General features: G+C 68.0%; 12 protein-coding genes. 8 read left to right on the top strand and 4 right to left on the bottom strand.

Features of this window, described 5'->3' with window-relative positions; genetic code table 11:
• The first annotated feature begins 85 nt into the window (after window positions 1–85).
• The 8 genes from HYZ11_13895 (at window position 86) to HYZ11_13930 (ending at window position 7445) form a co-directional block, all read left to right on the top strand.
• The gene (locus HYZ11_13895) at window positions 86–394 is read left to right on the top strand and encodes a DUF350 domain-containing protein (protein MBI3128692.1); all 309 of its coding nucleotides are present in this window, start codon (window positions 86–88) and stop codon (window positions 392–394) included.
• 125 nt (window positions 395–519) lie between these two features.
• Window positions 520–1245, top strand: a complete 726-nt coding sequence (locus tag HYZ11_13900) for a 7-carboxy-7-deazaguanine synthase QueE (protein MBI3128693.1) — start codon at window positions 520–522, stop codon at window positions 1243–1245.
• Between the two features lie 321 nt (window positions 1246–1566).
• A complete protein-coding gene (locus HYZ11_13905; protein MBI3128694.1) occupies window positions 1567–2844 on the top strand; it encodes an aminopeptidase P family protein in 1278 nt (425 codons plus the stop codon).
• A 61-nt stretch (window positions 2845–2905) separates the two neighbouring features.
• On the top strand, window positions 2906–3136 hold the full coding sequence (locus tag HYZ11_13910; GenBank protein MBI3128695.1) for a zinc ribbon domain-containing protein: 231 nt from the start codon (window positions 2906–2908) through the stop codon (window positions 3134–3136).
• Between the two features lie 39 nt (window positions 3137–3175).
• On the top strand, window positions 3176–4714 hold the full coding sequence (locus tag HYZ11_13915) for a long-chain fatty acid--CoA ligase (GenBank protein ID MBI3128696.1): 1539 nt from the start codon (window positions 3176–3178) through the stop codon (window positions 4712–4714).
• Between the two features lie 3 nt (window positions 4715–4717).
• Window positions 4718–5767, top strand: a complete 1050-nt coding sequence (locus HYZ11_13920; protein ID MBI3128697.1) for an alcohol dehydrogenase catalytic domain-containing protein — start codon at window positions 4718–4720, stop codon at window positions 5765–5767.
• 11 nt (window positions 5768–5778) lie between these two features.
• Entirely contained in the window at window positions 5779–6918 is a 1140-nt protein-coding gene (locus tag HYZ11_13925; GenBank protein MBI3128698.1) for an acyl-CoA dehydrogenase family protein, read from the top strand.
• Window positions 6919–7028: 110 nt separating this feature from the next.
• Complete coding sequence (locus HYZ11_13930) at window positions 7029–7445, top strand: hypothetical protein (GenBank protein ID MBI3128699.1); 417 nt, start codon at window positions 7029–7031, stop codon at window positions 7443–7445.
• A gap of 210 nt (window positions 7446–7655) precedes the next feature.
• Here the strand turns inward: HYZ11_13930 and HYZ11_13935 are convergent, their stop codons facing one another.
• The 4 genes from HYZ11_13935 to HYZ11_13950 all read right to left on the bottom strand — a co-directional run bounded on the left by HYZ11_13935 (window position 7656) and on the right by HYZ11_13950 (window position 12579).
• Window positions 7656–9527: an aldehyde:ferredoxin oxidoreductase gene (locus HYZ11_13935; protein ID MBI3128700.1), complete on the bottom strand. Its 1872-nt coding sequence runs from the start codon at window positions 9525–9527 to the stop codon at window positions 7656–7658.
• Window positions 9528–9661: 134 nt separating this feature from the next.
• Complete coding sequence (locus tag HYZ11_13940) at window positions 9662–10441, bottom strand: enoyl-CoA hydratase/isomerase family protein (GenBank protein ID MBI3128701.1); 780 nt, start codon at window positions 10439–10441, stop codon at window positions 9662–9664.
• A 9-nt stretch (window positions 10442–10450) separates the two neighbouring features.
• Window positions 10451–11404 carry a ferredoxin--NADP reductase gene (locus HYZ11_13945; protein MBI3128702.1) on the bottom strand — a complete coding sequence of 318 codons (954 nt, stop codon included), beginning with the start codon at window positions 11402–11404 and terminating at the stop codon, window positions 10451–10453.
• A gap of 158 nt (window positions 11405–11562) precedes the next feature.
• Window positions 11563–12579, bottom strand: coding sequence for a dienelactone hydrolase family protein (locus HYZ11_13950; protein ID MBI3128703.1), 1017 nt, complete (start codon window positions 12577–12579; stop codon window positions 11563–11565).
• Window positions 12580–12675 lie beyond the last annotated feature (96 nt).

The raw sequence follows: 12675 nt of genomic DNA on the forward strand, positions 1-12675 counted from the left end.
CCCGGAGCGCCGCCCCGCCCCGCTTATCCCGCGCCCGAAAACGCCCGGCGCTGGTTCACCGCCCCACATTTGGAGGGACGTTGCGATGACGAAGCATGGCAGGCGGCTCGGCGGCTGGACGGCCGCGGCCCTGGCGATGGCGCCCGGCGCGGCGTGGGCCCAGGCGGCGGGGGCGCCCCGGATCGGGGTGGGGACAGGGCTCCTCCTCTCCATCGTGTACGGGCTGATCGGGATCCTGCTCCTCATGGCGGGCTATAAGGTCTTCGAGTGGATCACACCCTTCTCGGTCGAGGATGCCCTTTCGAAGGATCAGAACCGCGCGGTCGGCATCGTGGTGGCGGGCATGTTCCTGGCCATCGGGATTATCATCGCCGCGGCGATTTTCCCGGGGTAGGGGCACGGCGGGACAGGTGGTGCGGGGGGGTCAACTGAACGCCCCTACGGATGGGGCGGTGGATTGATTCCGCCGTAGGGACGGTTCGCGAACCGCCCCTACAAAACCGTCGCTTGAGAGGCATGATGACGGAAAAGGTCGAAACCGGCACGACGCAGGCACCGGCCGCGCGGCAGCTCCGCTTTCCCCTCGCGGACCCGCTCTTCTATTCCCTCCAGGGGGAGGGGGCCACCCTCGGGCGGCCCTCGGTCTTCGTGCGCCTGATGGGCTGCACCGTGGGCTGCGCCTGGTGCGACACGAAGTACAGCTGGGCGGGCCCTCCCGCCGCGGAGCTCACGGGGGAGGAGATTCTCCGCTACTGCCGCGAGCGCCCCGGCTGCCAGGCGGTTATCACCGGGGGGGAGCCCCTGGAGAGCCCCTTCTTCGAGCCCCTTCTGCTGCTGCTCCACGAGGCCGGCCTGCGCGTCGAGGTGGAGACCTCGGGCTATCTGGAGCCCTCCCTCGTCGCCCTGGCCTACGTGGACCAGTGGAACGTCTCCCCCAAGCTCGCCTCGGCCGGCATTTCGCCGGAGAAAAAGCCCCGCTCCCTCGGCTGGCTCGACCGCGCTAACGAGCCCTACCTCAAATTCGTCCTCCACCATCCCCGCGAGATCGCCGAGGTGGACCAGATGCTCCAGGCCCTCGGGCTCGCTGGCTGGCCCCCCGAGAGGGTCATCGTCTCCCCGGGCGGAAAAAAGTACGCCGACATGGAGAAGCGCCTTCTCCCCCTGGCCGAGGCGGCCCTGGCCCGCGGTTTCCGGTTCACGCCCCGTCTGCACGTGATTTTGTGGGGGGATAAGCGGGGGGTGTGAGGAACCCCAATTCCCGTCTTTCCTGAACCTGCCCCTCATCCGATGGCCAAATGGAAGCTTTTTCAAAGAAATACATAGGCTAGCCCAGGAGGGGGGTCGGCCCAAGCACCCCGCGCTGGGGCGGCCATATGGGAATAATCCGCGGCCAGTGGCGTTTCGCATAAACAGAGTTTATAATTATATTATCTGTGTAACGCGGGGCGTCCCACGCCCAGACTCTCTTTTCGCCTCCCCGGCGGAAAGGGATGTTCCATTAGTCCTAGGAGCGAGCATGAGATGTCCGTGCTTGGCACGGACCCACCGCCAGAGGAGGAATTTCCGGTGACAGAAGCTCATGGCATGTCCTACCCGTTCCAGGCCACCGACTGGATCAACGGCATCAACATGGACAACCTCCGGGAGGGCCGCCTTAAGAGAGCGAAAACGGAATTATTCGAGAAGCGCAAATTCGGCGCGTTTCTCTCGCTCAACGAATGGAACACACGCTACATCACGAGCACGTACACCCCCATGTGGACGACCTCCGCCTCGGGCCTGCGCTATTCGCTCCTTGTCAAGGGCGACGCGCAGCCCATCGTCTACGAGCAGGGGGATATCGGCTATCATACGGAGCGCTTTGCTACCTGGCTGCCGAAGGGCAACGTGAAGTGGGCCATCACGGGGATGGGCTGGATCGCGCGCTGCATGGGCGAGCCCGCCCACGCGGCGGCGGTCAAGCGCTTCGTGGACCAGATCTACACCGAGCTCAAGCGGCAGGGGGTGGAGAAGGAGGTGCTCGCCCTCGACTTCGCCGATCCCGCCATATCGGCCGCCTTCGAGGCCAAGGGGGTGAAGACGAGCGGAGACGGCTACCTCGCCCTGCTCGACGCGCGCAAGCACAAGATGCCCGAGGAGGTCCAGTGCCTCCGCAACACCTGTTCGGTGGGAGACGCGATGTTCGAGGCGCTCCGCCAGACGACCCGGCCGGGCGTGAGCGAGCACGAGGTCCTGGGCGAGGTGTTCAAGGCCTGCTACAAGAGCGGCGGCGAGGTTTATTCTGGCGTGTTCGTCACCTCGGGGCCCTACTCGTGGCCGAACCTGCGCTGCTGGACAGGCCGCCGCCTCAACCCCGGCGACGTCATCTACATGGACGTTTACAACACCTCCTGGAACGGCTACAAGACCTGCTACTACCGCACCTTCAGCCTGGGCGAGCCTTCCAAGGCGACGAAGGAGGCCTACCAGCGGGCCTACGACTGGCTCTACGACTCCATCAGCGTCATTAAGCCTGGCGTGACATCGAAGGAGATCGCCGAAAAATGGCCCTCGGGCCCGAAGGTGTGGGCGGACATCGGCGTCGTCCACGAGGACCAGACCGCCGGCAACAACTGGGCGCACGGGATCGGCCTCACGCTTTATGAACCGCCCCTCGTGTGGCGGGGCTGCTCGCTCGATCACCCGATGGTGATCGAGGAGGACATGTGCTTCGCCATCGAGACCCAGGAGGGCGACCACCAGGGCCAGGGCGTGCGGATCGAGGAGGTGCTCCACGTGACGAAGACAGGCGTGGAGATCCTCTCCAAGTGGCCGATCAAGGAGATGACGGTCATCGACATCTAGATGCTTGACGCGTGTCCCTCCCCCGGCCGGCCCGCCGGGGGAGGGGCGGGAGGAACGGACAGTGCCCATTTACGAGTTTCACTGCGAGCCTTGCGGCGAGACTTTCGAGTGTATCATGCAGGAGGCTGGCAAGCGCGTGCCGTGCCCAGGCTGCGGATCGGATGAGGTGTCCAGGCGGGTCTCCGCCTTCGCCGCGCGGACGAGCGTCCAGCGGCGGGGCGGGGTCGTGGACCTCAGCTCGGGCTGCTGCCCCTGCACAAGGGGAGGAGCCGGGCACTTCCACGCCCACTAACGCCTCCCTCCGGCGCGGACCCTTCGGGACGGGAAGCCTGTGAACCCAAGCCATATCTTGGCCCGCTGGGCCGAACGTAGCCCCAACCGCGAGGCGGTTATCTCGGAGGGCGGGCGCCTCACTTGGTCGGCGCTGCGCGAGCGGGTCCAAGCCCTCGCGGGGGGCCTCGAGCGCCTCGGCGCGGGCCGCGGCGACCGGGTGGGGGTCCTGCTCTATAATTGTCCCGAATTCCTGGAAGCCTACTTCGCCATCTGTCACCTGGGGGCGATCCTCGTTCCCCTCAACTTCCGCCTCGCCGGGCCGGAATTCGCCTACATCCTTGAGGATGCGGGCGTAAAGATCCTCATCACCGACGCCTCATTCCATCCCACCATCGGACCGATCCAGGGCCAACTCCCCCGGCTCGCGCATGTGCTGTGCGTGGGCGGAGACGTTCCGCCGGGCTGGGAAAGTTACGAGGAGAGGCTTGAAAGGGCCCGCGGGCGGCGGGCCCCCGCGGCGCAAGTGGACCTCGGCGACGTGCAGCGGATCATGTACACCTCCGGCACGACGAGCCGGCCGAAGGGAGCCATGATCACCCACGGCAACGTCTACTGGAAGAACGTCGCGCATGTCATGGACTTGAACCTGACCGCCGCCGATCGCACCCTCGTCGTGGGGCCGCTCTACCATGTGGGCGGGCTGGACCTGCCCGCCACGGGGGTGCTCTACATGGGCGGGAGCGTGGTGATCCTCCCCCGTTTCGACGCCGAGCGCGTTCTGGCGGCGGTCCACGCGGAGGGCGTGACGAACGTTTGGCTCGCGCCCACGATGATCGCCCAGGTTCTGGCGCGGACGGACATCGACCGCTTCGATCTCACGAGCCTGCGGATCGTCATCGATGGCGGAGAGAAGATGCCGATCCCCCTCATCGAGGAGCTGCGGCGGGTCATCCCGAGCTGTGGTTTTCATGACGCCTACGGGCTGACGGAGACCGTCTCGGGGGACACCTTCCTCCCGCCCGCCGACGCGGTGCGCAAGACCGGCTCGGTCGGCCTCCCCACCTACCAGCTCCGCGTCCGGGTCGTGGACGACGAGCGCCGCGACCTCCCCGCCGGGGAGCTGGGCGAGGTCCTCCTGCGCGGCCCCAAGGTGTTCCCCGGCTACTGGAACAACCGCGAGGCCTCCGAGGCGGTGCTCGTGGACGGCTGGTTCCACACGGGCGACATCGGCAGGATGGACGGGGAGGGCTACCTGTACATCGTGGATCGCAAGAAAGACATCATCATCAGCGGGGGCGAGAACATCGCCTCCACCGAGGTGGAGCGGGTGATCTATGAAGACCCCCGCGTAGCCGAGTGCGCCGTCATCGGCGTTTCGGATGAACGGTGGGGGGAGGTTCCTTACGCTTTTGTCGTCCCTAAACCCGGCCATCGGGACATCGGCGAGGAGATCCTGGCGCGCTGCGCGGCCAGCTTGGCGAAGTTCAAGGTGCCCAAGGGAGTGACGTTCATCGATGCCCTTCCGAGGAATCCTTCGGGCAAGGTGCTCAAGCGAGATCTCCGGGAGAGGGCCGCATCGGTGCGCCGGGGGCCGTGACGGATGCTCGCCGCCCGGTGGCACGGAAGGGGGGACGTTCGGCTGGAGGATATCTCCGAGCCATCCCCCGGCCGGGGCGAGGTTTTGGTTGAGGTCGGGTACTGCGGGATCTGCGGGACCGACCTCCACGAGTACCGCCATGGCCCCCTTCTCATTCCCCGCCGCCCGCACCCCTTGACGGGCCGTCTGCCCCCCGTTGTCCTGGGGCATGAGTTCTCCGGAACCGTCGTCGCCCGGGGACCGGGCGTCTCCGCCCCGGGGGAGGGCGCGCGGGTGGCCGTGAACCCCTGCCTCTCCTGCGGGCAGTGCGCGCAGTGCAAGGAGGGGAAGGCGTATCTTTGTTCCAGGCTGGGGAGCATCGGCTTCGCCGCCGACGGGGGGTTCGCCCGCCGGGTGGTCTGCCCGGCCGCCAATTGCCATCCGCTGCCGGAGGGGCTGCCGCTTGAGGGGGCCTCCCTCGCGGAGCCCCTCGCCGCCTGCATCCACGCTTGGGGCCGGGGAGGGGGACGGGCCGGGGAGGCCGTCCTGATCGTGGGGGCGGGGACGGTGGGGCTTCTTCTGCTCCAGGTCGCGCGCGGCCGGGGGGCGGGGGAGGTTCTCGTCGTCGAGCCGCTGGCCGCCCGCCGGGAGAGGGCGTTGGCGCTCGGGGCCGCGGCCGTCTTCGATCCCGCGCGGGACGAGGATCGCGCTCGGCTGCGCGAGAGAGGAGGAATCCCTCTCGCCTTCGAGTGCGTGGGCCGGCCCGCGGCGCTCGATACGGCGTTGCGCGCCAGCGGGCGGGGGGGGCGCGTCGTGGTGGTGGGCTTGTTCACCGAGGCGGTCCCTGTGGATTTCTTTCGGCTTTTTGCCCAAGAAAAAACGATTTTCGCCTCGACCGCCTACACCGACGCCGAAATGGGCGAGGCGGTGGCGTGGCTCGCGGAGGGGCGGGCCGCCTGGGAGCCCATCGTAAGCGGGCCGATTCCCCTGGCCGACATCGTGCCGGCCGGTTTCGGCAGGCTCTCGGAGGCCCCTTCGTCCCACATCAAGCTTCTCGTCGATCCAAGCGGTTGAGGAGCCTTTCAATGGATTTCTCTCTCTCCGACAAAGCGCGCATGTTGCGCGACCTCTGCCGGGATTTCGCCGGCCGCGCGATACGCCCCCACGCCGCGAAGTGGGATCGGGAGTGTCATTTCCCGGTCGAGGCGTTCGGCGAGATGGGGGAGCTTTCCCTCATGGGCCTCCTGGTGCCCCCCGCCTACGGGGGAATGGATGTGGGCGCGGTGGCCTACGTCGCCGCGATGGAGGAGATGGCCGCGGCCGACAACTCGGTGGCGGCCTGCTGGAACGCCCATTTGACGATCGGCAGCTTGCCGATCCTCCACTTCGGCACGGAAGAGCAGAAGCGCCGCTGGCTCGTCCCGCTGGCGCGGGGAGAGAAACTCGGCAGTTGCGCCTTCACCGAGCCCGGCGCGGGAAGCGACCTGAGCGGGATCGAGACGCGCGCCCAGAGGACCAAGGAGGGCTGGAAGCTTCGGGGGCGGAAAATCTTCATCACCAACGCCGGCACGGAGATGAGCCTGGGCCCCCTCGTGCTGGCCCGCACCGCGGAGAGCCGCTTCGGGTTCTTCGTGGTGCCTCGCGGCACCCCCGGCTTCGGAATGGGGCCGAAGGCCGAGAAGCTCGGCTGGCGCTCGATGGACACCCGGGAGCTCATCTTCGACGACTGCCTCCTGCCGGCGGACCATCTGCTCGGCGAGAACGACGTCGAGAGCATCCGCCAAGCGACCGAGACGCTCGCCGTCGGCCGCATCAGCGTGGCGGCGCTCTCGCTGGGCCTGGCGCGCGCCTGCCTGGACGCTTCTCTCGCCTACGCCCTCGAGCGCAGGCAGTTCCGCGCGCCGATCGCCTCCTTCCAGGCCATCCGGTCCAAGCTCGCCGACATGGCGACCCGCGTCGAGATGGCGCGGCTGATCACCTTGAAGGCGGCCTGGCTCCATGACCGGGGGGAGCCGTTCCGCCAGGAGGCGGCGATGGCCAAGCTCGCCGCATCGGAGCTGGCCGTGGACGCCTCGCGGGAGGCCGTCCAGATACATGGCGGCTACGGGTACATGGAGGGCGAGTTCCCGGTGGCCCGCTACTACCGGGACGCCAAGGTGCTGGAGATTGGCGAGGGGACGAGCGAGATCCTGCGCCTCGTCATCGCCAAGGGGCTCGGCTGCTGAGGGCTCCGCCCCCGCGGGGCCGCTCTGGCGCGGGGTTTCAGGTTCACGCCCAGGCTGCACGTGTTGCTGTGGGGGGATAAGAAAGGGGTTTGGCCCCCATAGGAGCCCCCATGCCCATCTCTCCCTGGGATTGCTCCGTCTCCCTTCCCAGCCCGGACGGGCGGCTGACGGCGGTCATCAAAAATGCCGTCGAGATCGGGATGGGCGCCCCGACGCGAGGCAGGCTGGCGCTCTCGAACCGGATGTCCCTGGAGGACTGCAACCCCTCGATGGCGTGGTCGGAGGACTCGCAGCTCCTCGCCGTTCCGCAGTGGCATTACGACCCGAAGCCGGGCCCGGGCGGGGCCCGGCCCGTTCAGCGGCTGGCCATCATCTCCCCCGGGCGGCGGCAGGTCCGCTACGCCCCCGGCACCTACCGCATCTTGGAACTCCATGCGTTCGCCGGGGGCGTGGTGCGCGGTGTGGATTCCCCCGCCTACGCCCCCCGGCCGTTCGAGGTGGACGTGAGCAGGATCGAGTGGGAATGAGAGGAACCCTGCCGCTGTCATTCAGAATGATGGTAAATAATCGTCTTGCCTGGATGATCCTGTAGGGGCGATCCTTGTGATCGCCCCTTGAATTTTGGGGAATGGGCGAACACGAGGTTCGCCCCTACGACGGTGCCGATGAATCCAGGCGCATAAAACGCCCCGATGGAAGCTCTCCAGCGGGGCGTCGTTGTTTCACGAGATAGCGCCCTACGCCGGGATCTTGACCCCTTCCTTCTTCGTGAGCTCGTCCCAGTTGCGCTCGACGCGCCGCTTGAGCTCGGCCATGAACTCGCGGGTGATGAAGCTGGGCATCTTCACGTTCGGGTTCTTCTTCTCGTACACCTGGGCCGGGATGTCGTACTCCTCGTCGGTGTAGCCCACCTTCTTCTCGAGGAGGCGGCCCCGGAGGTAGGTGCGGCGGACGGCTCCCTTCACGTCCTCGTCGGTGGCCGAGAGGCCGTACGAATCGTTGATGGAGTCCACTACGTTCTTGTCCGGCACGCCGGCGAACTTGCAGGTGCCGATCAGGTCGTCGCGGGTGTAGTAGATCCCGTTCATGACGGCCTTCTCCCAGTAGTCGATGTCGGTCTTCTGGCCGTCAAGGATCAGGAGGAGGAAGGTCCGCATGCTCATGTGGCCCCCCGCGAGCGCCCAGGGGTAGCCCGGGTTGGTCTCGGGGAGGTAGGCGGGGTACTCGAGGCCCTTCCCCTGCATGGCGAAGGAGAGGTCCCCGCACTGCTGGGCGAGGCGCATGGTGCCCTGGCCGAGCTCGGGGCACCGGCCCAGGGCGCACTCCCTCATGAGCTCCATCATCTTCCGGGCGTCGCCGAAGCGGATGCCGCCGAGGACCGGCTTCTCCGGGTGGCGCTCGTTCCACTCCATGGCGTAGCTGAAGGTGGCGCCCAGGCTGATGGCGTCGTAGCCCAGCCGGTCGCCCAGCTCCACGAGCTCGAGGGACTCCTCGGCGCCGTAGACCCCGCAGTTGGCCGTCAGGAGGTCGAGCGGCTCGTAGTCGAACTTGACGCGGAACTTGCCCTTCTTGGCCTTGCGGCCCTCGGCGGTCTCGCCCTCGGGCCGGTCGTAGATGTTCTTGTGGCAGGCGATGCCGCACTTGAAGCAGGACTCGTCCTTGACGACGTAGGGCTTCTCGAAAGATGAGCGGTAGAGCGGGACGGCGTCCGTGTTCCCCGGCGCCCAGAAGTTCTTCTCGGGGAGGCACCCCAGGGGGTGCAGCCCCGCGATGTTGCGCCAGGTGCCGCCCCCGCCCTCGCCCTTGTAGGCGTCTCGGTAGTTCTTGGAGCCCGCGCCCCGGGCGATGACCTGGTTGGCCTCCTTCACCACGGCCGACACGCCCGACTTGTCGTCCGGGGCCTGGGAGACGATGGCGATGAGGTTCTTGCTCCCCATGACGCCCCCGAAGCCGCCCCGCCCGCAGAACCGGGGCTTGCAGTCGCCCGACCTGAGCTGGTTATCGGTGCTCAGGGCGATGGCGGCCATGCGGTTGGTCTTCCAGTTCTCGCCCGTCTGGGCGATGACGGCGAAGTGCGCGTCCTCGTACTGATCGCGCAGCGCCATGATCTTCTCGTGGCTGTCCTTGCCGAGGAGATGCGAGGCGTCCGCGAGGGACAGCTTGGGCGGGCCGCCCAGCGCCGCGCTCTGGATGAGCAGGGTGACGGGCTTGGCGCTCCGGCCGAGGAAGATGATCTCGTCCAGGCCGGCGCAGGCGGTCTTGACGCCGAACTTGTCCGAGCCCGCCGACCACATGGCCGAGGGCGCCCCCTTGCGCGTGCTCTTCAGGGGGCTGTAGCCCCCGAAGAAGGTGCGAAGCCCCGTCATCACGCTCGAGCCCGTGAAGCAGCCCAGCTCCATGACCAGGGGGGCCGGGGGGGCGTAGGGGTCGGGCACGTCGTAGCGCGAGAGCACCTTGAAGATGCGCCCGATGCCCCCGAGGAAGTCTTCCATGTCCTGGCAGGTCCTCTCCTCGAGGGTGACCTTCCCCGAGGCGAGGTCCACCGTGGCGCTCCGGTACTTGTAGTCCGTGGGAGCGAGCTTCTTGCCGTTCCTGGATTCGGTCCACATGTTGCCTGCCACCTCCTGGAGACGCGGCTTCGGAGGCCTCCGGAAAGAGGCCCTGCGGGAGGGTCATTTGCGAATCACCGGCGCCATTATTTCGCATCGGGCGGGGAGGGGCAAGCCCGGGATTGCCCGAGGCGTCAGCGCCCCTTGAAGACGGGCGGCCGCTTCTCGATGAAGGCGCGGACGGCCTCTCGGTGGTCCTCCGAGGCCCAGAGGGGGCCGAAGAGGCGAGACTCCAGCGCGGCGGCCTCCGGCAGGGAGAGCTCCCCCGCGCCGATCAAGAACTGCTTGATAGCGCGGATGGCCAATGGGCCGCCCTTGGCGATCTCGGCGGCGAGACGCATGCCCTCGGCCAGCCCGCACCCCCGCGGGACGACGGCGTTCGCGAGCCCCATGACGAGGGCCTCGCGGGCGCCCACCTGGCGGGAGGTCGCCAGCAGCTCCATGGCGCGCCCGTGGCCCACAAGGCGCAACAGGCGCGCCCCGCCGCCCCAGCCCGTCATCATTCCGATGCGGGCCTGACGGCAGCTCAGGTAGGCGTGCTCCTCCATGACGCGGAGGTCGCAGGCGAAGGCGATCTCGGTGCCGCCGCCCAGGGCGTAGCCGTTCAGGACGGCGATGACGGGGACGGGAAGCGCCGCCAGCCGGGCGAGGATGCCCTCCATGCGCCCGTTCACGGCCACTCCCTCCTCGGCGGAGGGGAAGGACTGGAGCCACTTGAGGTCGCCGCCCGCGCAGAAGGCCTCCCGCCCCTCCCCGGCCAGGATCACGGACCGGAGCCCCGGGTCGCGCCCGAGGCGGTCCACCTCCGCGTCGAGCGCGTCCATCATCTCCTGGTTCACGGCGTTGCGGACGGCGGGGCGGTTGAAGCGGATGAGGGCGGCCGAGCCCTCGCGCCCGATGAGGAGGTCCGGCACGGGCGCGAGCTACCAGTACTTTTCGAAGTGAACGTTCCCGCGGTTCTTGCCGACGTCCATCTGGAAACCGCGCGCCTCCATGATCTGGATGATTCCCTTCTTCCCCCCGGGCCAGATCTTCTCGCCGCCGCGGATCTTGGGGGCGCCGATCATGGAGGGGTTGCCGCACAGGAAGAGGTGGGTGTTCGCGGGGTCCATCTCGCGGCCGATCTCGGCCTCGAACTGGCCCGACTCGACGTAGTCCTGGATGTAGACCTTCTTGTGGATGGTGTCGGCCTCGCGCGTGGTGAGGGCGTGATAGGAGAAGTTGGGATACTTCTTCTCGAGCTTGCGGTAGATGCCCTCGTAGGCCAGGTCGCTCTTGTGGCGGACGCACACGATGGAGGCGATGCGCCCCTTGAAGCCCGAGGCGAGGAGCTCCCAGATCATGAAGTTGTGGGGACCCTCGCCGGTGCCCGTCCCGGCGAAGACGACGAGGCCGTCCTCGCGGCCGCGGATGTTCTCGATCGGCTCGAGGGTGTATTCGCCGGTGAACTTCTCCCCCATGTAGAGGCGGTCGCCCTTGCCGAGGAGGAAGAGCCGGGGGGTGAGAACCGGGGGCGGCTCCTCCTTCGAGCCCGCGACCATGACGATGTAGAACTCCAGGTAGTCCAGATCGCGCGGGGCGAGGGAGAAGTGGCCGTTGTTCGCCTCGTTCACCACGGGATGGGAGATCGAGTAGGCGCGGCGCCCCAGGCGGCGGATCTTCTTCTCGTCGAGGTTCTCCTCGACCACCGAGGCCGGATGGCGGGGCTCCCAGAGGCCGAGCCCGAGCGTCGTGTACTGGCCCGGGTGGAAGGGCGGGATGGGGAAATCCGGCTTCACCCGGAAGCACCACAGGGTGTCGTGGGCCTTGCGCACGTCCACCAGGGTCGCGTTGTAGTGCTTGCTGCGCAGCTCCTGAACGGCGGCTTCGTCGAGCATCGCGCGCGTCCTCATGGCGGGTTTTCCACCCGTGGGCCGGGCCCCCCCCGGCAGCCTGCAGGGCCGGATGTTACCGAAAGGCCGGGGCGAAGCCAACCTCCCGGGGCACATTTCCGGAACTATGTTCCATTATGCGGGACTTCGCCTCTTCCTGGAATCTAGCCGCCTGTCCCGGGGAGGGGCGCCGCGGGAGGGTTTCCCAAGGCCTGGGCGGCGGCCGGCCGCGGCGCGGGCAGGTGCTGCCGCAGGAAGGCGATGGCCAGGCGCATGGAATCGTCGCGGACCTCGGCCGGGCCGCGGCGCAGGACGAAGTTGTGCCCGGTGCCTTCGTAGAGCTTGAGGGTGACGGTATTGCCGAGCTTTTGAAGGGCTTTCTGCATCTTCACGGCCTGTTCGACGGGAATGACGCTGTCCTCCATGCCGTGGAGCAGCAGGACGGCGGCCCGCGTCTTCGTCGCGAGGAAGATGGGGCTGCCTTCCTCGACGTATTTCTTCCACTGGAGGAGGTCTTCCGAGGCGAAGGCGAGGACGACGGCGTTCACCCGCTGGTGGATGAAGGCGACGTAGTCGTAGGGGCCGTAGTAGGCCACCACGGCCGCCACCTCGGGCAGGGCCGCGGCGGCGCGGAAGGCCTTGTCCGCCCCCAGCGAGAAGCCGGCCATCGCCACCTTGCCGCCCGAGCAGAAGGGGCTGCGGGCGAACCGCCGCACCGCCCCGACGATATCCGCCGTCTGGGCCTCGAAGCTCTTCCTGCGGTCCGCGAAGGGGGTGCGCCAGCCCTCGAGGTCGACTTGGTGGACGGAATAGTAATTGAGGTTCAGGGCGGCGAAGCCGCGGGAGGCGAGTTCCCGCCCGTAGCGGCTGTAGGCCCGCCACCAGCCGCCCTTGCCGTGCAGGAGGACCACGCAGGGGAACTGGGTGCCCTCCGGGGCCTCGGGCCGGATGAGGGCGGCCTCCATCTCCTCTCCCGAGAGGCTCGCCGGGAGGGGCAGGTCGGTTTCGGTGACGGCGAGGGTGCCCGGCCCCAGCGGCTCCAGCCCCGTCGGCACGGGGTGGACGCAGCTTGCGCCGAAGAAGGACAGCAGGACGAGAAGAAAGACCCGCCGCAGCGGGAGGGCGCGGCGCGCCCGGCCGGCCTGGACGGAGGCCCGGGCCAGGATGGTGCGGATACTCAAGTTCGTTCTCCTAAGAGCCATCAGGCGGCCGCGCCGGGGTCTCTTCTCAGGCGCGCGCAGTGAGAGCATAATCGAGACTTGCCCATTCCGGCAACA

The organism is Candidatus Tectomicrobia bacterium (assembly GCA_016192135.1).
Classification (GTDB): domain Bacteria; phylum UBA8248; class UBA8248; order UBA8248; family UBA8248; genus 2-12-FULL-69-37.

Excerpts from the sequence above, each read along its gene's own strand:
- HYZ11_13895 (MBI3128692.1), top strand. The coding sequence starts at position 86 with ATGACGAAGCATGGCAGGCGGCTCGGCGGCTGGACGGCCGCGGCCCTG.
- HYZ11_13900 (MBI3128693.1), top strand. The coding sequence starts at position 520 with ATGACGGAAAAGGTCGAAACCGGCACGACGCAGGCACCGGCCGCGCGG.
- HYZ11_13920 (MBI3128697.1), top strand. The coding sequence starts at position 4,718 with ATGCTCGCCGCCCGGTGGCACGGAAGGGGGGACGTTCGGCTGGAGGAT.
- HYZ11_13925 (MBI3128698.1), top strand. The coding sequence starts at position 5,779 with ATGGATTTCTCTCTCTCCGACAAAGCGCGCATGTTGCGCGACCTCTGC.
- HYZ11_13930 (MBI3128699.1), top strand. The coding sequence starts at position 7,029 with ATGCCCATCTCTCCCTGGGATTGCTCCGTCTCCCTTCCCAGCCCGGAC.
- HYZ11_13935 (MBI3128700.1), bottom strand. The coding sequence starts at position 9,527 with ATGTGGACCGAATCCAGGAACGGCAAGAAGCTCGCTCCCACGGACTAC.
- HYZ11_13945 (MBI3128702.1), bottom strand. The coding sequence starts at position 11,404 with ATGCTCGACGAAGCCGCCGTTCAGGAGCTGCGCAGCAAGCACTACAAC.